The 21,755-nt window shown below is 63.8% G+C and carries 13 protein-coding genes and 1 pseudogene; 7 read left to right on the forward strand and 7 right to left on the reverse strand.

The window, feature by feature from the left end:
* Positions 1 to 128: 128 nt before the first annotated feature.
* Entirely contained in the window at positions 129 to 3,044 is a 2,916-nt protein-coding gene (locus tag ACE10W_RS40300) for a winged helix-turn-helix domain-containing protein (RefSeq protein ID WP_304549444.1), read from the forward strand.
* Between the two features lie 263 nt (positions 3,045 to 3,307).
* Here the strand turns inward: ACE10W_RS40300 and ACE10W_RS40305 are convergent, their stop codons facing one another.
* The gene (locus ACE10W_RS40305; protein WP_304549446.1) at positions 3,308 to 6,205 is read right to left on the reverse strand and encodes a winged helix-turn-helix domain-containing protein; all 2,898 of its coding nucleotides are present in this window, start codon (positions 6,203 to 6,205) and stop codon (positions 3,308 to 3,310) included.
* A 69-nt stretch (positions 6,206 to 6,274) separates the two neighbouring features.
* Positions 6,275 to 6,472 (reverse strand): hypothetical protein, encoded by a 198-nt coding sequence (locus ACE10W_RS40310; protein WP_231166614.1) that lies wholly within the window; start codon positions 6,470 to 6,472, stop codon positions 6,275 to 6,277.
* Positions 6,473 to 6,808: 336 nt separating this feature from the next.
* Between ACE10W_RS40310 and ACE10W_RS40315 the strand changes: the two genes are divergently transcribed.
* The 5 genes and pseudogenes from ACE10W_RS40315 to ACE10W_RS40335 all read left to right on the forward strand — a co-directional run bounded on the left by ACE10W_RS40315 (position 6,809) and on the right by ACE10W_RS40335 (position 13,183).
* Positions 6,809 to 7,051, forward strand: a complete 243-nt coding sequence (locus tag ACE10W_RS40315; protein WP_028175300.1) for a hypothetical protein — start codon at positions 6,809 to 6,811, stop codon at positions 7,049 to 7,051.
* Positions 7,052 to 7,371: 320 nt separating this feature from the next.
* Positions 7,372 to 8,625, forward strand: a complete 1,254-nt coding sequence (locus tag ACE10W_RS40320) for an ABC transporter substrate-binding protein (RefSeq protein WP_370204998.1) — start codon at positions 7,372 to 7,374, stop codon at positions 8,623 to 8,625.
* A 173-nt stretch (positions 8,626 to 8,798) separates the two neighbouring features.
* Positions 8,799 to 9,026 (forward strand): hypothetical protein, encoded by a 228-nt coding sequence (locus ACE10W_RS40325; protein WP_304549449.1) that lies wholly within the window; start codon positions 8,799 to 8,801, stop codon positions 9,024 to 9,026.
* Between the two features lie 484 nt (positions 9,027 to 9,510).
* A pseudogene (locus tag ACE10W_RS40330) lies at positions 9,511 to 9,747 on the forward strand (transcriptional regulator); the annotation flags it as partial.
* A gap of 2,752 nt (positions 9,748 to 12,499) precedes the next feature.
* Positions 12,500 to 13,183, forward strand: a complete 684-nt coding sequence (locus tag ACE10W_RS40335) for a hypothetical protein (protein ID WP_304549452.1) — start codon at positions 12,500 to 12,502, stop codon at positions 13,181 to 13,183.
* On the opposite strand, the gene ACE10W_RS40340 is transcribed toward ACE10W_RS40335, so the two are convergent.
* From ACE10W_RS40340 to ACE10W_RS40360, 5 genes are all read right to left on the reverse strand, one after another.
* Positions 13,155 to 14,426 (reverse strand): efflux RND transporter periplasmic adaptor subunit, encoded by a 1,272-nt coding sequence (locus ACE10W_RS40340; RefSeq protein ID WP_304549454.1) that lies wholly within the window; start codon positions 14,424 to 14,426, stop codon positions 13,155 to 13,157. The two genes, ACE10W_RS40335 and ACE10W_RS40340, sit on opposite strands and share 29 nt — an antisense overlap.
* Positions 14,423 to 17,605 carry an efflux RND transporter permease subunit gene (locus ACE10W_RS40345; protein ID WP_370205001.1) on the reverse strand — a complete coding sequence of 1,061 codons (3,183 nt, stop codon included), beginning with the start codon at positions 17,603 to 17,605 and terminating at the stop codon, positions 14,423 to 14,425. Before ACE10W_RS40345 ends, ACE10W_RS40340 begins: the two co-directional genes overlap by 4 nt.
* A gap of 79 nt (positions 17,606 to 17,684) precedes the next feature.
* A complete protein-coding gene (gene rpoH, locus ACE10W_RS40350; protein ID WP_304549458.1) occupies positions 17,685 to 18,608 on the reverse strand; it encodes an RNA polymerase sigma factor RpoH in 924 nt (307 codons plus the stop codon).
* Between the two features lie 60 nt (positions 18,609 to 18,668).
* Positions 18,669 to 20,093: a HAMP domain-containing histidine kinase gene (locus ACE10W_RS40355; protein ID WP_304549460.1), complete on the reverse strand. Its 1,425-nt coding sequence runs from the start codon at positions 20,091 to 20,093 to the stop codon at positions 18,669 to 18,671.
* Positions 20,094 to 20,102: 9 nt separating this feature from the next.
* The gene (locus ACE10W_RS40360) at positions 20,103 to 20,783 is read right to left on the reverse strand and encodes a response regulator transcription factor (protein ID WP_304549461.1); all 681 of its coding nucleotides are present in this window, start codon (positions 20,781 to 20,783) and stop codon (positions 20,103 to 20,105) included.
* A 491-nt stretch (positions 20,784 to 21,274) separates the two neighbouring features.
* Here ACE10W_RS40360 and ACE10W_RS40365 point away from each other — a divergent pair, with 491 nt between their 5' ends.
* Entirely contained in the window at positions 21,275 to 21,520 is a 246-nt protein-coding gene (locus ACE10W_RS40365) for a hypothetical protein (protein ID WP_028175308.1), read from the forward strand.
* Positions 21,521 to 21,755 lie beyond the last annotated feature (235 nt).

Here is a 21,755-nt window from a genome sequence, read left to right on the forward strand (position 1 = left end):
GTGATACGTCCCAATCCTTTACCCTGTTACTGCCGAATGTTAGGTTTGAAAGGCCACTACGTTCACGCGTCTTGGTGTGCTTCCAAGTCATAGAACGTGACGAGTCGTGCGCCGGGTTGAAATTCCCAATGGCCCCCCGCTGGCAAAGCAACAACACGCAAAGCAGCAACACGATGGCCGCTGCTGGCCGCTCCGCCCAAGACGAAGCCGCCCGGGAGATCTTGGTCTTCGGGCCGTTTCGGCTTGACCCCTCGCAGCGGCGGGTTGAGAGAGACGGGAGCCCCCTGCAGCTGTCGGGTCGAGCATTCGACATTCTGCTCGCACTGGTCCGGCAGGCCGGCAACGTCGTCAGCAAGACAGATCTTATGGCCACGACGTGGCCGGGCGCCGCTGTCGAAGAAAACAGCCTGCGTGTCCATATCGCCGCACTCCGCAAGGCACTCGGAGACGGCAACGACGGCGTCAGATATCTGAGCACGGTCTCCGGGCAAGGCTACTGCTTCGTCGCGGCGGTATCGCGCCCGGAACAGAGGCAACCTGCACCGACCAATCCGACTTACGTCCATAACCTGCCGGCGCATCCCCGGCAGATGGTCGGGCGTGAGCAAGCCATACAGGACATCTCGGAAGGACTGAGAGCCCAACGTTTCGTCACGGTCGTCGGCCCGGGCGGCATCGGCAAGACCACAGTCGCCATTTCCGCGGGCCACGCCCTGCTCGCGGAATTCGCCGGCCATGTCCACTTTGTCGGTCTCGGCGAGACAGGCAGCGCCGCTCCAGTGCCGGCGATCGTCGCATCTTCACTTGGGCTGCGAGCTCGATCGAATGATCCCACGAATAGCCTCGCGACATTCCTGCGCGACATGTGGATGCTGCTCATTCTGGACTGCTGCGAGCATGTCATCGAAGCCGCGGCGGCGCTGGCCGAACGGCTCTACCAGGCAGCACCGGAGCTGCACATCCTGGCGACCAGCCGGGAGCTGCTGCGCGTCGAAGGCGAGTTCACATACCGGCTCCCACCGCTGCCGAGCCCGCCGGAGAAGATCGTTCTGACGGCCGCGAACGCTCTCGCCTACCCTTCGGTGAAACTCTTCGTCGAGCGTGCGACCGCGGGAGGCGGCGAGTTCGCGCTGACGGATGCGAACGCCTCTGATGTCGGCAACCTCTGCCGTCGGCTCGACGGTATCCCGCTTGCCATCGAGCTCACCGCCAGCCATGTGGGCGCATATGGCGCAAGAGCGATGGTCCAACTCCTCGACCAGCACCTCAATTTGCTGTGGGAGGGACGACGCACCGCGCTGCCTCGGCACCGGACACTGCGCGCAACCATCGAATGGAGCTACAATCTTCTATCCGACGCGGAACGCGTGATTCTCGGCCGACTGTCAGTGTTCGTCGGCAGCATGACCCTGGACGCCGTGCGGTCGATTGCCGCGGGCTCGGAGGATGACGACACGATCCTGGCGATCATCGACAGCCTCGTCGCCAAGTCGATGCTTGCACTGAACACCGGCTCGCAACCGACCCGCTACCGCCTTGCCGACTCGACCCGGGCATACGCGCAAGAGAAACTTGCCGCCAGCGGGGACTCCGAAGCGGTCGCGCGACGTCACGCCTGCTACTTTCTCGGCCTCCTTGAGAAGATCGGCGACGAAGCGAACCGAGACCTTTCGACGGTTGCGGAGGAATTCGGCAACGTCCGCGCCGCACTGACGTGGTGCTTCTCGGATCAGGGAGACCGCAGAGCCGGCGTGGCGCTCGCTGCAGCATCGATACCGCTCTTCTTCAAGCTGTCGCTCCTGGCGGAATGCGAGCTCTGGGTCACCCGCGCCATCGAAGCACTCGATGAAGCCAATGGAGGCATCAGGCAGGGCCTCGTCCTTCACACGGCGCTGGGGGCTGCGCGCATGCTCACCGGACAGCTGGATGAATTGGGCGCAAATCACCTCCGCCGGGCGCTCGAGCTGACGGAAAGGATCGGCGATATACCGGGGCAGATCCGTTTGATCGACCAGTTGCATTTGCTGCAATTGTTCGTCGGCAAGTATGATGACGCATTCGGCATCGCCAAGCGCGGCGAAGCCATTGCCCTTGCCAACAACGATTCCAATGCGGTCGCGCGCATGCGCGTATTGCTCAGCATCTCCTGCCAGTATCTCGGCAAGTTCAGTGCCTCTCGCTCATACGTCGAAAAGGCATTGCGACATACGGGCCTGGACAAGGACGTCCTTAGCGGCCTCACCCTCGAATATCCCAAACGCGCTCAAATCACCCTTGCGCGCGTCCTCTGGCTTCAGGGATATCCCGATCAGGCGACGCGAATAGTGCGCCGCGCCATCTCGGACGTCATCGCAGCGAACCATCCGGTCATGTTCTGCAGAGCGCTGCCATGGGCATTCGGCGTCTTCTTCTGGAATGGCGATCTGGAGGATTGCGAAGAACACATCGACAGGTTCGTCGTGGAGGCTCGCAGGCACAACCTCGCCATCCTCCAGTTGGTCGGCGAGGCCATGAAGGGGATTACACTGTTGGCCAGGAACGAGACCGGTGTCGGGCTCGGCATGCTGAAAGGCTCGATCGAGAAGCTGCAGAGCCTGTGCTTCGGTGCGGTGGCTGGGTTTCGCATGCCTCTCGCCGAAGCCCTGGCGGCGACAGGTCACGGCGACGAAGCCCTGGACACCATTGATCAGGCGATTGCCCAGGCCCAACACGGCAACTTCATGATGGACATGCCCGACATGTTGTGCACAAGAGCGAAGGCTCTGATGAGGAAGAGCAATCCGGATCTTTCGCAAGCGGAGCTGAGCCTCATCCGAGCACTCGACCTCGCCCGCCATCAGGGGGCGCTGGGTTATGAGCTTCGCGCGGCGATCGCGCTTGCGAGACTATGGCAGCGTGGCGATCGCCGCCGGGAGGCGCACGATATGCTCGCCCCCGTCTATCAGCGGTTTACCGAGGGATTCCAGACGCGCAGCCTCGTGGCGGCAAGAGGCTTGCTTGCCGAGCTGAACCCGCCACGCTCGCGCTCGTTTGCGGCCAAATGATCCTCTCCGGATCGCGTAAGCGCGCATCGCCTCGATCGCCGTGCAATCGCGATAGAGGGGTGCAGTCTCGAACGACGCGTGCGGGCGGCCGGTCCATGCTGAGTTGGCAATGAGACGTCGGCGCCGGCCATCGCCATCCATGGCACAGGCGGCGCCACTGACGGATTGCGGAACGTTCCAGAGCACGGGGATGCGGCGCTCGCCGAGGCCGCACAGGCATCCGATCGATCGGATCTGATGCCGCTCCCCGGGGCCTCCATCGCTTACGATCCCAGCTTCACCATCATTGCACGCGCGTCGCTGAGGTCCGCGGTCTCGAAGCCTTCGGTGAATTTGCCATATACGGAAGCGAGAACATCGCGTGCATCGGCCGGATGCCCCTCACTCATCCTCATTCGTGCCACGCTGATCGCCGTCCTCAGCTCCCAGAACAATGCGCCCTCGCTCCGCGCCACCTCGAACGCCTTGTCGAAGGCCTGCTCGGCACCGCCCGTCGAGCGGCGCGCGCCGGGGAGCAGCAGCAATTCGCCCTTGATGCGCAAGAGCTCGGCGACATACCACCCTTCGTCCCTTGCCTCGCATCGTGCGAGCGCCTCGTCGGCGGTCGCGAGCCCTTGCGACACCTCGCCGGCCTCTCCGAGACACACGGCGAGCTCGCCGAAGGGAAGCAGGAAACGCGGCAGGAAGCGCGCCTCGCCCGCGAGCTCGAGCGCCTTGCGCAGCAGCGGCAATCCGGTCGCTACGTCGCCCCGGCGCGAGATCAGCACGCCCCTGAAGGCGCGTGCCCATACGTTCCACAAGCGGATCGGGTGGCGTTCGGTGTGCTCGATCAGCATCGTACAATACCGCTCCGCCGCGTCGAGATCGCCGGCCAGGAAGGCAATCGGGCAAGCACCCTGCCCGAGGACACTGCAGAATGTGAGTGCGTGGCCGCTCGTCCGGCCTTCCTCGACGTTGCGCTCGACAACGCTCAAGGCCTGATCCGCGAGGCCAAGCAGCCACAGGATCCGCGCCTGGAAGTAGTGAGTTGAGGCCCGCAGGTCGAACCGGAAACGGATGACCTGCGGCTTGGCCGCCAGATCCGAGAGGCGAGACAAGGTTCGCCCGATGTGATGATACGCCTGCCGCTGGTCGCCGAGATAGTGCAGCGTGGTTGCAAGAAGTCGGTCGGCCATCATCCGGTCGACAGGATTGCCGGAATCGGCTACGGCGTCCGCGAAACGATGCGCAAATTCGAGGGCCCTGCGGAATTCGCCATTGTTGAACTGATCGATGCAGAGTCCCCAAAGCGCGCGCAACAGGTAGTCCCTGTCACCGAGTTGCTCGGCCAGCTGAAGGGTCGCGGCCCAGGCGGGACCGGCCTCCCGGGCTCTTCCAACACCGTACATCAGCGACCAGCCGCGCGCGGCCGACAGCTGCATGCGAAGCCGCGGCGCGTTCGCAGCCGTCGGGTCGAGGCGCGCCAGAGCGAGTTCGGTCCGCTCGCGGCATTCGCTGAGGAGCGACAATTGCACCCAGAGCGGGACTGCGGCCGCCGTCAAGGCCGCTCCGACCTGCGCGTCTCCGCCGGACGAGAAGGCCCAATCAAGGCTCGTTCGCACGTTGTCGATGTGCCGGCCATAGATGGTGAGCCACTCCGCCTGCGGCTTTACTTCGCTGTCGGCCTCGGCGTTGGCAAAGAATCCGCAATAGTATTTCGCCTCGCGGCGGGCGGCGTCAGGATATTCTCCGCCCGCGTGCAGCTTCTCCAATGCATAGGCACGCGTCGTATCCAGCAAGCGATAATGAGGACTGTCGCGGCGAATATCGGCGACAACGAGCGACTTTGCCACCAGCCTGGCAAGCTGGCCGGTCACGTCGCCGATGTGCTCGCCGGCGAGCGCGATCACTGCATCGAGCTGGAATTCGCCGGCGAATATGCCGAGCTGCCGGAGCAGCCACGCCTCGTCGTCCGGCAGCAGGTCATAGCTCCAGTCGAGCGTTGCACGCAGCGTTTGCTGCCTCGGCAACGCGGTACGACGGCCCGTCGTCAGAAATTTGAACCTGTCATCGAGAAGTGCCGCGATCCTCGGCGGGCTGAGCATGACTGCGCGCGCCGCTGCAAACTCGATCGCAAGCGGAATGCCGTCGAGCCGCCGGCAGATGGCTGCGATGGCGCCGATGTTCTCCTCGTCGGACGCGAAGCTTGAACCCAACGCCTTCGCTCTGCTCGTGAACAGCTCGACTGCGCTGTACGCGGAGGCGCCGGCGGGCTCGAGCCTGGCTTCAGGCGGCACGCCCAGGGGGAGCACGCGGTAGACGTGCTCCCCCTCGATGCGCAGCGCTTCTCGGCTTGTCGCAACAATGAACGTCCCGGGACAGCGGCTGACAACGAGCTCGGCCACCTGGGCCACGGCTTCAATGACGTGTTCGCAATTGTCGAGGATGAGCAACAATGGCCGAGGGCCGATCGCGCGTGCGATGGATTCAGGCGAAATCTCCTCGCCCTCAAGCTTGGTGCCGAGCACGCCGGCGATGACCGAGCAGACGAGCTTGGGATCGGACAGCGAGGCCAGTTCGACCAGCAACCGGTCAGCCGCCAAGCCGGTCGGCGGCGTTCTGGCGGCCTCCAGCGCCAACGCCGTCTTTCCGATCCCGCCGGGCCCGACCAGGCTCACCACGCGATAGGCCGACAGAAGCCGCCACAGATGTGCGATCGCGGCGGTGCGGCCGATGAGATCGAACGACGCGCTGGGAATGTTGGTCGACGGCAGCAACCCGGTTGCGGCAGATTGTAGCGGGGCGTCCATATGCCGGATCCGCCACGCTCCCAGCAAACGATAACCGCGACCAACAGTGGTTGACAGCATGTCGCGGTCAGGACCAAGGGCTTTTCGGATCGCCGCGATATGTACGCGAAGTGCGCTCTCCTCGACAAAGACGCCCCGCCAGACGCGCTCCGTCAGGTCGTTCTTGGTGACGAGTTGGCCCTCCGCCTGAACCAATTCCGCAAGAATCTCAAAGGCACGCCCCCCCAAAGGAACGAGCTCTCCTGCCGAACGCAACTCGCGTCTGACAAGATCGATCTCCCATTGCGCACAAATGTAGACGGGACGCTGGCCTGGCTCAGCCATCATTGGGACAGCCCAAGCGGTTTCATCATTTTCAGTCCAGCTTACCATCAACCCTTTCGAAAGACACAGGTTGCCGGACGGCGCCGCCGCCGGCCCCCGTCTCGGAATGCGCGCTCTTCAGCAGCCGCGGCAGATCGATCCTTCCAGCATCTTCTCGAGCCGGGCGTCGTCCTTGTCGATGGTCGGGTCCGTGCCGAGCAACGGCCCCTTCGTCGCGCGACCACCACTGTCGGACGACGGAAGCGCGGTGCCCAGCGAGTTCGTTCCAGGCGCGGCGGCGCTCGTCCCGAGCGCACCGCCGCTTGCCATCGACATATGCGATCCCATGTCACCGCGGGCAGACGCAATGCCCGAGAGCGCTACGCAGGCGACGACACAAACAACAGGGAATAATCTCATTGCTCACCCTCCAAATGTTCAAACGACCTGCCTCCCAGAAACGGGCATCAGACGCGTTTGACCACGCACAATCGCGCGAGGATTCTGACAACGCTGACAGAATCTTCCCGCAGGAGTGATGCACGTTCTCCGGGACTTCTCGACCGGACGACCTACATAGGATTCATCAAAAGAATTTTCGGAAACGCCACCAGCCGAGCAGCGATCATCGCCAAGCGACTCTCCGCACAGAGCAAGCAATGGAGAATCGCTATGAGTGTATTCAAAATCCTAATCGCTGCGGCGCTACTCTCAACGGCAACGATATCGTCCGCATCCGCAGCCTGGTCCTTCGCCGATCAGGAGCCGGCAGCCTTTGCATCGATGTACCCCGATCGCGACGTGCTGAATGGCGGCGCGCTGACGCCGGCCGGACGAATGGGCCTCGAGCGGCCGGGTGGTGCCGCGCCCGTATTCGCCGCGGGCCACTACCACGTCCGCAACTGGCATCGATGATGAGGCACCACAATCGAGCGTCATGCAGATGATGGCGTCCAAAATCCGGGAGTGCGGCCGCGCCATGCGGCGCACCCTGCCGGCTTCGAAACAAGGCCAATCACGTCGATCCGGATAGCCGGCCCGGCAGTTGCGAAACTTAACAGTTCTTCAGCATCTTAAGCCGGGCTCGCGGCAGCACCCGCGCTATATTCGGGACCCGACTTCTGCACGTGCACGCCCAGCGACCGCAATACGCGTCTCTCCCGGGCCGGCGCGGCCGAACGACACGTCGTCGGGTTTGGTATGTTCGAAACCCGGCAGCGCCATGGAGGCACCGCTTGATCACAGGCAGAACTGGCTACTCGATTTCGGGCAACGCGTGGCGCCTGGGAAAGCTCGTCATCTCCTGCGCCGTGCTCGCAGTCGGCAGCGCTTCCGCGGAGCCGCAGTACGACCCCGGCGCAAGCGATACCGAGATCCGGATCGGCAACATCATGCCCTACAGCGGTCCGGCGTCGGCTTACAAGACGATGAGTGCATACTTTCGCATGATCAACGACAACGGCGGAATCAACGGCCGGAAGATCAATTTCATCTCATATGACGACGCCTACAGTCCATCCAAGGCGGTCGAGCAAGCACGACGGCTCGTCGAGGACGACGAGGTGCTCGCGATCTTCGCGCCGTTCGGCACGGCCAGCAATGCCGCCATTCAGAAGTACATGAACCACCGGCATGCGCCGCAATTGTTCGTCATCACTGGAGCGTCGCACTGGGCCGATCCCGAACACTTTCCGTGGACCATCGGCTGGCTACCGAGCTACCGAACCGAGGCCCGCATCTATGCGGACTACATTCTGAGGCATCATCCAGGTGCCAGGATCGGCATTCTCCACCAGAACGACGACTTCGGGCGCGACTATCTGCTCGGGCTGAAGGACGTGCTCCAGGACAAGTACGCGCAAATGGTGGTTGCCAGCCTGCCATACGAGGTCAGCGAACCGACAATCGATTCACAGGTCGTCGCGATCAAGTCCGCCGCGCCCGACATATTCATCGACATAGCCACGCCCAAATTCGCCGCTCAGGCGATCAGGAAGCTCGCTGAGCTGGACTGGCATCCCATCCACATCGTGACGAACGTCTCGGTCTCGGTCGGCGCGGTGCTGAAGCCGGCCGGACTGGACAACGCAAAGGGAGTTCTCAGCGCGGGGTATCAGATGGACGTGACGGATCCACAGTGGGACAGCCATCCGGGCATGCAGCACTTTCGCGCGTTCATGGCGAAATACTATCCGGAAGCCGATCGATCGGAGAGCGGGCCGCTGATCGCCTTCAACATGTCGAGCGCGCTCGTGGAGGTGATCAGGCGCTGCGGCGACGATCTGACGCACGAGAGAATCATGCAAGTGGCCGCGGATCTCGATTTCGAACCCGAGGCCTACATTCCCGGCATTCGAATAAAGACATCGCCAACGGACTTTCATCCGATCGAGCAGCTCCGGATGATGCGCTTCACCGGCGAGAGCTGGGAATGGTTTGGTCCACTGCTCGATGGACGCGCGGACCAGGCGACGTCCTCGCCCGACTAGTACGCGAACCTCCCTGTGGGATGAGCCGTCGATGTCCGAAGTCAACGCACCGCGACGACTTCGTGCAAAGACGAAAATGTTCGTTCGATCAACACTGCGGATCCGACGCGCGCATGAACATGTCTCGCGTGCGGGCCGAGGCGTTCGGCGTCGCTTTCTCAAGGAGATGTTCGATGACTACACTGAAGCTCTTGTCGGCCGGATTCGTGGTCGCAGCCATGATTGCCTCCCCCGCGATGGCTCGCGAAGGCAACGCGAAGCGTACCAATGCCGCGGCTTATGCGTCGGCTCAGCGCGTTCCGGCCTCCTCCAAGCGCGGCTGCGCCCGTGCTCCCGACGTCGGTGCGTACGCAACCGCCCCCTGGCGGCGGCCGCCATGCGAGCCCACCTCGGGCTATTGAGTTCGCGAACCGGATCAAGTCCGGTTGACGCCGACTGGAAGTTGATCGTCTCAACGTTCCGGATTTTGACCTCTCGGCGGAAGGAAGGACGGCGGCTCACGATCAGGCCGCCGTTCTTGCGACCGGTGCACGTCTCTCGGACGCATTTCTGCTCCGGAGGTATTGCGCTGACGATCCTCGGCGAAGTGAGTAAATGATGCTTCCGTTGCAGACGTCAGGCTTCTTCCGACCGCCTCTCCCATTGTGACACACGCCCGGCTGCTGTCACGAATTCGTGTATCGAACACGAGCGCGTCGGGTGCCAGCATCGACGATGAACGAAGCGTCGGACTGAGCGGGTCTTCTTGACATGCCGACGATCTCCCCTCTAGGAGACCTAGGCGCATTGACGCTTTCAAATTCTTGCCACGGGTCGGTGATCTCAAGGGCGGGCTCGTGATCTCCCCCTCGGATCACGGCAGCGAAGTTGATGCACGGACCCCTTATGTCATCTCCGGTTGATCGCACGTACTCTTTCGGACATTGGCTGATCGATTGCCAACGGAGGGAGCTGAGATACAACAACGTCGCGGTGCCGATCGGAAGCCGTGCATTCGAGATTCTCGAGAAGTTGGTGGGCTCCGCCGGCCTCCTGGTCACCAAGGACGATTTGATCGGAAGCGTCTGGTCGGGCCTGACCGTCGAAGACAACACGCTCCAGGTTCATATTTCGGCCGTCCGGAAGGCGCTGGGCGAGGATCGCAATCTGCTCAAGACGGTTTCAGGTCGCGGATACACGCTCGCTGGAACTTGGCGAAGCGGGCATTTGGATCATCCGGCGGCCGCACCGGTAACGATTCCGGCCGATGCGCTCTTTTCCAGCAACCTGCCGAGTATCCGCGCGCCTCTCATCGGTCGCGAGGATAATCTGAGCGAATTGAGCGACGTGTTGTCCGCATATCGGGCCGTGACTCTTGTCGGCCCCGGCGGCATCGGAAAGACGAAGCTGGCGATCGAGCTCGCACGCAGTGTCGCGCCTTCGTTTAACGATTCCGTAGCGCTGGTCGAGCTCGCGGCCCTGCAGGGTGCGGCTCTTGCGGCATCTGCGACCGCCCGTGCGCTCAGGCTCGCCTCGAATGACAAGGAAGTAACGCCCGCGAGCATCGCGCAGGCCATCGGGACCCGCCGCCTGCTTCTTGTCCTGGACAATTGTGAGCATGTGATCGAAGCGGCCGCGCAGATCGCAAGTGCCGTGCTCCACTATTGTCCGAACGTCACGGTTCTCGCGACCAGCCGCGAAGGCCTCCGCATCGACGGCGAATACGTTGCGGCCGTTCCGGCGCTGTCGGTCCCTGGTCCCGATATGCACGCTCCCGATCTGCTGCTCCGGGCAAGCGCAGTGCAGCTGTTCGTCGCCCGAACGCGGGCGCTGCGTGCGAGCTTCGTTGCCGGCGCCGAGGAGCTTCAGAAGATCGCCGCCATCTGTCGCCGCCTCGACGGCATTCCGCTCGCACTGGAGTTTGCCGCAGCCCGGGCCGCCAATCTCGGAGTAGACGCCGTACTGCTCCGCCTGGACAAGCGCTTCGAGCTCCTGAATGGCGGCCGCCGCGACCAGCTGCCGCGACACCAGACCCTGCGGGCGACCCTGGACTGGAGCTACGATCTCTTGCCGCCGGCAGAGCAGAACCTGCTTTGCCAACTCGCGGTGTTTCCGGCCGGTTTCACGCTCGATGCGGCCAGTGCGATGATGGACGACACTCTGTCGCGGTCGGACGTCATCGAAACCCTGTTCAATCTGGTCGCGAAATCGCTGGTGTCGCTGGATCCCTCCTTCGAGGGACGATGGCGCCTCCTGGAGAGCACTCGCGCTTATGCGCTGGAGAAGCTCGCAGACGCAGGCCTCGTCGAGCAGGCTGCCAGACGGCAGGCCGGCTTTCTCAGGCAGATCATCGCGCCGCTCGGCGATGCCTCTCCCGCTCCCGACGACATCTCCCGTTTCGCCCAGGAGATCGGAAACGTGCATGCGGCGCTCGATTGGGCGTTCTCGCCCGGTGGAGACACGGCGCTTGGAATCGAGCTGACGTCCGGCTTCGTTCCGGTATGGATGCAGTTGCTGTCCTTCGTGGAATGCTCAACGCGGATCGAGCACGCTCTTGCGCATTTCAGCCCCGGGTTCACCTGCGTTCCGAAGCTCAAGGCGCAGCTCTGTGTCGCGCTGGGATTCGCACTCCTCAACACCACGGGGTCGGCGGATCGCATGAAGGCGGCGCTGAGCATCGGTCTCGCGCTCGCCGAGGAATTGTCCGATCTTGAGCTTCAGCTCAAGGCGGTCTGGACCTTGTGGAGCTATAACCTCAACTCGGGCCAATATGCCGCGGCCAAGGACGTCGGCGAACGCTACCTCGAGATCGCGCTGCGCACCGGAAATCCCGCCAACGAGGCGGTAGGCCGTCGCTTGATTGGCGCTGCCGCCCATTTCTTCGGCGCGCAGGAGATTGCACGGCGCGAGCTGACCTTGTCCCTGGACGATTCGGCCCACGGATTGAGCGGCGGCACGAACCTGATGTGGTTCCTGCTGAATCAGAGCGTTCTTGCCAAGGCGATGTTGGCTCGCGTGCTGCTGTTGCAGGGAAAGATCGCCCAGAGCAGATCACTGGCCGCCGAGTGCCTCCAGGACGCCGAGCGTGAGAAGGACAAGCTTGCGATCGCCTACGCGCTCCGGAACGCCGTCTGCCCGATCGCGCTGATGACGCATGATCTCGCCGCCGCCGATCAGGCAATATCCTCCCTTCTCGAGCTCGTCACACGCGAAGGAATAGCTTTCTGGACGAGCTGGACGTCTTGCCTGAAGGGGCAGCTGTTGGTTTTGCAAGGCAACCATGACGACGGAATAGCGCTGCTGCGTAGTGGCCTGAAAGCGCGGACCGAGAACGGATGGCTGATGCGCAATCCCGAGTTTCTCGGATCGCTCGCCGAAGGCCTGCTCGCGAGCGGCGAGGCTGCGCAGGCCCTGGCCGCGGTGGAAGAGGCCTTGTCCATCTCGCGGCAAGGCCGGCAATTGTGGTGCCTTGCGGACCTGTTGAGGATCAAGGCTGAAGTTCTTCTGGCCAATGGCCCATCCGATCTCTCGCGATCCGAATTGCTGTTCGCCGAGGGACTATCCGTGGCCAGAGAGCAGCAATGCCGCTTCTACGAGCTGAAGGTTGCGGCGGCCTGGGCAAGGATCATGGCGAAGTCGAACCGTCAGCAGACGGCACTTGATCTCGTTGGTCCGGTCAGCGCTCTGTTCGATCAGGAGATCGATCTTCCCGCACTCACGTTTGCTCGCGCTCTGGCTGAAATACCGGGCATCTCGCTTTCGACATACGACGGCGACCGGCCCGCGTCTTGCACCTGCCACTAGGTTGCGATGACGCTTGAGGCCTGCAATTTCGCCTCAGCATCCCGGTGGCAGGATCGGCGACACGCCCGGCGTTGGCGCTGCACCCGAGGCGTTGGCCGGCAACACCGTCGCAGGCTGCGCCAGATTCATCGAAACCCCTTCCGCGCAAGCCGAGCTGTTCGGGCTGGGCACAACGGCGGCGTTCGGGTCGATGCCCGTGCCGCCGGCGCCGCTGGTATCCGCCAGGATCGTGCCGGGCGCGGGGCTTGCAGGTACCTGCGGAATCGAAAGCGGCAGAGATGCCGCGCTCGTCACCTGCCCTCCGGGCGTTGAGCTGCATGCCACTGTCGCACCTGTTCCCGCCGGCGCGGCCGTGGAGATTGTCCCGATGGAGCTGCCGTTCTGTCCCGTGACCGGCGGGATCGGGGCCGCGATGCCCGATGTCGAAATGCCAGTGCTCGATACGGTCGGTGTCGCCGGCAACGGCGTTGGCGAGGTCGCCGGCGGAGCGCAGACGACCACCGTCCCGGGCGTCGTGGGATCCGAGGCGAGCGGAACGGGCGCCAGCGTCGTATCCGGAACGCCCGGCACGGTCGTTGCCGAAAACGGCCCCGGACTGTTGAGCGGCGAGATCACGATCGCGCCCGGCACTGTCGGCAGATCCATTGCCGTGCTGCCGGTCGTTGCGATCTGTGCCTGGCCCGGAGAGATGCCGAGCAGCAGAGCCATTGCCGTTGCGAACGCGAGCCGCATCATCTTTTGGTGCCCTAACTCACTTCGCTCTTGCGAACCGTGACCTTGCTGCCCTCTGCCAGATTGACCGCAGGATTGAGCACGACCTGATCGCCGGGCTGCACGCCGTCGCGCACTTCCACCGTGGTGCCGAAATCCCTGGAGATCGAGACCTGCTGAAAATGAACCGTACCATTCCGCACGACCGCGACATGGAGGCCGTTCTGATCGAAGACGAGCGCATCGGACGGGATCGTCGTCGAGGGCGTCCTGCGCGGGATCGATAATTCGACCGTGCAATAGATGCCGGGACTGAGCAGGCCATCGGGGTTGGGCACGTCGATCTCGGTCAGCAACGTCCGGCTCCCCGGCTGCAGCGCGGTCGCGATCCGCGTGACCTTGCCCGCAAACGTCCGCCCCGGAATCTCGGGGACGCGGATATCCGCGTCGACGCCCGGAGCAACGCCGAAAGCCTCATCCTGCGGCACGAAGACCTGGGTTCGGATAACGTTGGAGTGCATCATCGTGAACATGAAGGTGGAGCCGGACTGCACCAGGCTGCCATTGTCCACGTTGCGCTGCGTGACCACGCCGTCGAACGGCGCCACCACGCGCTGGTAGGACTTCTCCTGCTGGAGCACGCGAATCTGCGCCTCTTGCGCCGCGATGTTCGACTGCGCGACGCCCACCGCGCCCTGCTGTGCGCGCAGGGTGAGACGATCGTTATCGCCCTGTTGCGCCGTCAACCAGCCCTGCTTGACGAGATTGCTGTCGCGCGAATTGGTGACGTCGGCCAGTTCTCGGCTCGCTTGCGCTTGCTGAAGTGCGGCCTGGTCCTGCGCGAGCGTCGCCTGCGCCTGCGCGATCTGCTGGTCCAGCTCGGGAGCGGTGATTTCCACGAGGAGATCGCCCTTCTTCACTCGATCGCCGATGTCGACGTAGCGCTTCTCGATATAGCCGCTGGTCCGCGCGAAGATGTTGGCAGCCTCGAATGCGGTCGTCGTCGCCGGCAAGGTGACCTTCATGAGGTCGCCGCTAGCCTGGACCGTCGCCACGCGAACTCCCGGAACGTTGGTCCGAACCTGCTCTGCCACTGCGGCGACCTCACGCGCAGCCTCATAGTGCCGCCAGCCGCCGATGCCCAGACCGCCCGCAAGTAGCAGGAGCACGCCTCCCCCGAGCAGCGGACCACCGTAACGGCGCTTGGATCTTGCGCCCTTGCCCGGCAGCTCCACGATCCTGAGGCTCTCCGCTCCGGGGCGGTCTGCTGCCTCGTCGTCATCGGACCGTTCGCGAACATCACTCATTCCGGTTGCTCCTCGAATACGCCGTGGCGGGGCTTGCCGTCGTTGCCCTTGCGCAGCATGGCGAAGAGATAAGGCACGATCAGCAAGGTGGTCGGGGTTGCGAACAGCAGGCCGCCGATGACCGCCCGCGCGAGCGCTGCATTCTGCTCCTCACCCGGCCCGCCGATCGCCATCGGGATCATGCCGACGATCATCGCCGCGGCGGTCATCAGCACCGGCCTGATCCTCGTCCGGCCCGCGCTCAGTGCGGCCTGGAACGCGGAATGTCCCTTCAACTGCTCGTCACGCGCAAAGGTCACGAGCAGGATGGAATTTGCGGAGGCAACGCCGACCGCCATGATGGCTCCCATCAGCGAGGGCACGTTCAGCGTCGTCCCGGTGACGAACAGCATCGTCACGATGCCGCAGAATGTCGCCGGCAGCGCCATGATGACGACGAAGGGATCGCCGAAATTCTGGTAGTTCACGACCATCAGCAGGTAGACGAGAATCGCCGCGAACAGCAGTCCAATCCCGAGATCGCGGAACGACTGATGCATGCTCTGGATCTGTCCCAGAACCTGGATCGAATTGCCGGGCTGCAGTTGCCTCTGAAGGGTGGACGTCACCTTGTCGATATCGGACGCGACGCTGCCGAGATCGCGGCCCTGGACGCTCGCATAGACGTCGAACACCGGCTGGACATTGGCCTGGTTCAAATTGGTCGGAACGGTGCCCCGCTTGAAGGTGGCGACATTGCTGAGGAGGCCAGGCACCGTCTGCCCGCTTGCGGCGAGCGATGCCGACACCGGCGTGTTGCCCAGGGCGTTCAGCGAGTTGGCACTGTATTCGGGTGTCTGCACGGCCAGGTAATAGGGGATGCCTGACGTCGGATCAGTCCAGAAATTCGGCGAGACCTGCGCGGACGAACTGAGGCTGACATTGATATTGGTCGCCACCGTGCTCGCATTGAGACCCAATTGCGCGGCGCGAGTGCGGTCGATGTCGGCGTAGAACGCGGGAGCATCGACCTCCTGCTGCAGATGCGCGTCGACGACACCGGGGATCGCCGCAAGACTCTTCTGCAGCTCCTTGGCCACGGCCAGGTTGTTGCTGCCGTAACCGACGGTGCGGACATCGATCTGCGCCGGGAGACCGAAGTTCAGGATTTGCGTGACGATATCGGCCGCCTGGAAATAGAACGTGTCCTCCGGAAATGCCGACGGCAGCACCTGCCGCAGCTTCCTGATGTAGTCCGCAGTCGGCTTGTGCCCGTCCTTCAGCGATACGAGAATGGTGCCGTCATTCACGCCGATCGTGGAGCCGTCGGTGAATGCGAGATTGTAGGGCCGCGCCGGAAGGCCGATATTGTCGACGATCAGCGCCCGGTCGCGCTCCGGAATAACTTCGCGGATCTTGTCCTCGACCGCCTGGAAAATCGCTTCCGTCCGCTCGATTCGCGTACCCGCGGGCGCACGAACATGGAGCTGGATCTGGCCGCCGTCGATCAGGGGATAGAAATCCCTTCCGACATAGACGAACATGGTGGCTCCGAGCGCCAGCACCAGCACGGCGACGACGGGCACGATGACGCGACGACGCAACAATGTCAGCAGGAGATCGGAATAGCCGTCGCGCAGGTGCTCGAACCCGCGCTCGAACGCGGCGGAGGCGCGCGCGAATATGTTCGACGATCGCTCGCCCTCGCCATGACGCCGCTCGCCCTTCAGCAGCAGGCCGATAGTGATCGGCGTGAGCGTCCGCGACAGCCCGTACGACGCCAGCATCGCGAACACCACGGCGAGGCCAAGCGGCGTGAACAAATATTTGGCCGGGCCTTCCAGAAATACGACCGAGGTGAACACGCAACTGATCGCGAGCGTGGAGACCAGCGTCGGGATAGCGATCTCGGCGGCTCCGTGCAGGGTCGCTTCCGACAACGGCATGCCCTCTTCGGTCCAGAGCCGGTGCGTGTTCTCGATCGTCACCGTCGAATCGTCCACAAGGATACCGACAGCGAGGGCGAGCCCGCCGAGCGTCATCGTGTTGAGGGTCTCGCCGAGAAAATACAGGACGACCAGCGAGGACAGCATCGCCAGCGGGATCGAGATCAGGACAACCAGCGTCGATCGCCAAGACCCCAGAAACACCAGGATCATCAGCGCCGTCAGGCCCGCCGCAATCGCTCCTTCGCGCAGCACGCCGTTGACCGAATGGGTGACGAATATCGACTGATCGAACAACTCGTTGATCTTCAGCCCCGCCGGAGCCGACGCGCGGATCGACGTCAAGGCCGCCTTCACGCCGTTGACGACGGCGAGGGTAGAGGCGTTCCCGTTCTTGACGACGCTGAGCAAAACGGCCCGGTGGCCGTCCTCGCGGACGATATTCTGCTGGACCTGGGCACCGTCGCGGACCTGGGCGACGTCCTTCAGGAAGATCGTGGCCCCGTTGGCGAACTTGACCGGGATCATGTTGAGATCCTGGATTGTGGCCGGCGTTGCATTGGTTCGAACGGTGTACTGGGTGTCCCCGATCTTCGTCGTGCCGGTCGGCAGCGTCAGATTCTGGGTGTTGACCGCATTGACGATGTCGAGCGGCGTCAATCCGCGCGACAGCAGCTTGTTCGGATCGATATCGACCATGATCTGCCGGTATTTGCCGCCGGCAGGCGTGGGAAGGGTCACGCCCGGAACGGGAGCCAGTTGCTGGCGGACCCGGTAGATGCCGAAATCGTAAAGTTGCTGCTCGTTCAGGCTGTTTGACTCGAGGCTGAGCTGGAGCACCGGGACGCTCGAGGCATTGAACTGCACGATGATCGGCGGCTGGATGCCCGGCGGCATCAGGGCACGGATGGCATTGGTCGCCGAGACGATCTGTGAGATCGCGAGATCGAGATTGACGTCCGGCTGAAAGTAGATCTTCTGAACCGAAAGGCCGTTGAGGGTCTGTGCTTCGATATTCTTGATTCCGGTGACGTTGGCGCTGATCGAATATTGGCTGTAGGTGCTGACGCGCTGCTCCATCTCCGGCGTCGAGAGGCCAGTGTAGCTCCAGATGACCGTGACAACGGGGATCCGAATCTCCGGGAAAATATCCGTCGGCATCGACCGGATCGCGATCCCGCCGAGAAACAGGATCAGCGCGGCAAGCACATAAAATGTGTGCGGAAGCCGTAGTGCGAAGCGAACAATTCCCATGGTGGTCTGCCTGGAGCGAGGGACGCGGGATCTTCGGACAGGTGAGGACGGTCGGAGCTCCGTTCAAATGAAAACGAATTCAGACGTTGCATACGGCGGCGCGTGGCGCATCCTGCGCGGCGAGCATCACGGCCCGCTTGACCTTGGCAAAGGCACGAATCTCGATCTGTCGAACCCGTTCGCTGGAGATGGACAATTCGCGGGCCAACTGATCGAGCGTCACGGGGCATTCCGTCAGCCGCCGCGCCTCGAAGACATGACGCTCCCGCGCCGCAAGCCCGCCCAACGCAACCCGCAAGGCTTTGGCACGCCGCTCCGTCTGCTCGTGATCGGCGAGCATCGTCTCGGCGTCGACCGCCCCATCGACCAGCAAGGCTTCCAGCTCGGTTCCGCTTTCCTCGCCACCGACGCGCGCGTTCAGCGACATGTCGCCATTGAGCCGCGCATCCATCTCGATCACCTCACGCGCGCTCACATCGAGCTTCCCGGCGATCAATTCGGCGACGTCAGGCGTGAGCCCTGACATCACGCTGCCGGTGGCTTTCCTGATCTCGCTGCGGAGCTTGAAGAACAGCTTCTTCTGCGCAGCCGTCGTCCCGATCTTGACCAGGGACCAGGAGCGCAGGATGTACTCGTGAATGGCGGCCTTGATCCACCAGATCGCATAGGTGGAGAAACGCGCGCCGCGGCCGGGCTCGAAGCGTGACGCTGCGATGACGAGGCCGAGATTCGCTTCCGCGATCAGGTCGACCATCGGAAGTCCGTATCCCTTGTAGCCGCGCGCCAGCTTGGCGGCGAGCCGGAGATGGCTGGTGACGAGCGCGTCGGCTGCGCCGCGGTCTCGTGTCTCGTGCCAGCGACGTGCCAGCTGCTGCTCCTGACCTGGCTCGAGCAGTTCGTAGCGTCTGATGGCCGCGGAATACGCGCTGAGGAACGGTGCCGATACCGCTGCGCCCGCAGCGGCGACGGAAGCACTCCTCGCAACTTCGTGGCTAGTCTGCATCTGTCACTCCCACACTCCAGGCCGGCTGATCGATCTCGAAAGCATTGCGCATCATTTGGCTCATCCCATCAGGTCGGCATCTGCGTGCCGCAATGTCCGGGACCGGCAGGTGGCGGCCTTGTCCGCCCGTCCGGTCCAGGCGAGGATCTCGATCCGCCCTCCGGGCGCGGGACCGACGATCAGCCGGAAGCCGTGCAGCTTGACGATGGCGGCCACCAGGCTCAGCCCCAGCCCGACGCCCGGCGTGTTGCGCATCTTGTCGGAGCGATAGAACCGCCGCAGCACCGCCTCGCGCTCTTGCTCGCTGATGCCGGGGCCCGTGTCGCTGACACGCATGAGCGCCGTGCCGTCCTCCGCTTCCAGCGCGAGCTCCACCCGTCCGCCCGATGGCGTGAACTTGACGGCATTGTCCACGAGATTGGCGACCGCCTCGAACAGCAGGTCCCGGTCGCCCCACACCTGCACATTGCGCTCGATGACGACACCGAGGGCGATGCGCTTGTCCTCGGCGATGGGCTCGTAGACGTCGCACACTTCCCGCAGGATCTCGTCGAGCGCGACCTCGCCAAAGCCGGCCATGCGACGGCTGTTCTCAATCTCGGTCAGACGCAGCAGGGCGGTGACGATCGCGAGCGACTGGTCGATACCGGCGATCGCCTTGTCGGTAATCTCCTGGAGGTCCTCCAGCGTTGCCGCATGCGTGCGCCCGCGCTCCAGCGCCAGGCGGACGCGCGTGAGCGGCGTCCTGAGATCATGGGCGATGTCGTTGCCGACGCCGGCGAGCGCGTTGATCATCGTCTCCATCTCGTCGAGCATGCCGTTGACGATCCCGGCCAGCCGCGCGAATGGATCGTCCGTTCCGCCCTCCGGGAGCCGCTCGCGCAGCTCGCCGGCCACGATGCGCTGGACCCGTTGGTTCACCTCCTCCACGCGTCTCTGGGCGCGGATGCTCAGCCAGGCGCCAGCCAGCAGACAGAGGCTGAAGGCCGGCAGCAAGCCCAGGGCCAGCGCCTGCCCCACCACGCTCGATATCTCGCGCGTCTCATCGACGTTCCGTCCCATCACCAAGACATCGCCGCCATCGAGACGTCTGCCGACCGCCCTGACGACCGGAACGTGGGCTGCCGGCTTTTCGAACAGATCGAGCCGCACGCCCTGCACCGCGCCATCAAGCCCCAGCTCGCGCGGCAAATGGTCGATGTTGCCGGCCAGCCTCGTGCCAGCGGCGTCGAACAGTCCCGCGTATTGCACGCCCCTGGAATCCTGCTCGAGATGATCCGCGATCGCGCTGATGCGGCGGGCCGGCGGCAGGTCTGCGATGAAGTGAATCCGTGTGGTGATCATGCGATCGGATCGCGCGACCAGATAGTCGTCGAGCTTCCAGTAGATGAACGCGAACAGGCCGACCACGAACAGCGCGAAGGCGGCCGCCACGGCCAGGGCCCAGAGGAACGTGCTGGAGCGGATCAGCTGGCTCTGGTGCATCTTGCGCCCCTATAGCCGCGAACGCAGAACGAAGCCGGAGCCTCGGACGTTGTGGATCAGCTGCACCTCTCCGGGACCGTCGACCTTGTGACGGAGCCGGCCCATATGCACATCGATCAGGTTCGTGGTCGCCGGGACGAACTTGTAATTCCAGACCTCCTCGAGCAGCATCGCGCGCGTCAGCAACTGATCGTTCCGGCGCATCATGTATTCGAGCAGGCGGAATTCGCGCGGCAACAGCTCGAGCTCGCGCTCGCCGCGTCGCGCGGTCCGCTCGATCAGGTCAATCTCGAGCGGCCCGACATGCAGGATGGTTTCGCGGCTGTCGGTCGGACGGCGCAGCAGCGCCTCGATCCGCGCGACCAGCTCGATGATCGCGAACGGCTTTGTGAGATAATCATCTCCGCCCATGCGTAATCCGCGCACCCGGTCGTCAACTGCGCCGAGCGCGCTCAGGACCAGCACGGGCGTCCTGACCTGGTCCTTTCGTAGCGCCTCGATGACGGCCAGCCCGTCCATTCCCGGCAGCATGCGATCGACGATCATGGCATCGGGGCTCGATGTGCGCGCGCGGTCGAGACCGTCGACGCCATCGCCGGCCCATTGCACCTCGAACCCGCGATCGACGAGCTCGGCGACAATTGCCTCGGCGGTCTCGGCGTCGTCCTCGATCAGGAGAATCCGGTTCATGATCCTCGTTCCGCGTTCCGCACGCCGTTTCGGCGCGCGGTGAGGAAGCGAGGGTTCAGCGGCACGCGGTGTCATGCTCAATGCCCGCCCGCGTCGAACGCGCGGCCCTGATGCCGCCTGACGCCGGCCACTCGCTGCGGTACAGGATAGGCTCGCGTCGCATGGGGCACCAATGAATTGCAATTCATGGTACGGACCGCGCGCCTCGCGAGCAGCGCCAGTGCAAGGGCGATGCGTGTTGCCAATGTCGTGATCATCTTCCGGGCTCCGCTGCCAACTGCGCTGGATCGAACATATGCCGTCAACGCACGCGCTGTAGTTTCAGGGGCCACGGATGTTATGCATTCGCACGATCGTGGTTGCGACGCCGCATCGGGTCACGGGCGGTTGAACTGCGGTGAGCAAATCGTGCGTTTGAATCGCGACCGATCGTTCACACGTCGATGACGAGCCGGCTTGGTTCGGCCTGATGTCATCAATGGAGAGAGCGAATGACCACGTCCAAACTGTTGTCGATGGGATTGATCGCAGCCGCCATGCTGGGCGGCCCCGTCATGGCGCGCGAGCACCATCGCGTCGTGCAGCAGCCCGCGGTGGAAGCCGATACGGTCGCGACGAGCGCGCCATTCTATCCGGGCGAACGCGCCTGCATTCCGGCACCGCGCGTCGGCGCCTTTGCCACCGCGCCGTGGACCGGCAACAACGTGCCCTGCGAGCCGGGCACGGGCAGCTTCTGATTGCACCAACGCGGCCGGCCGGATGGCTCCGCCGGGCGCTTCACATCGAATGCAAGAGAGCGGGCTGTTCGATTCAGCCCGCTCTCTTGCGTGCGCCGCCACCACGCGCGGCGCGTTCACCTTCGCGCGCGGCGCCCGATGTCTGACGCCGAATTCAGTTGGATTGCCGCGCGGCGCACCTACCTCTCCTGCATCACACGCCCGGTCATCAGCAGCCTCGCGCGCACAGCACGAT

The organism is Bradyrhizobium sp. B025 (genome assembly GCF_042257955.1).
In the GTDB taxonomy this organism is placed as follows: domain Bacteria; phylum Pseudomonadota; class Alphaproteobacteria; order Rhizobiales; family Xanthobacteraceae; genus Bradyrhizobium; species Bradyrhizobium diazoefficiens.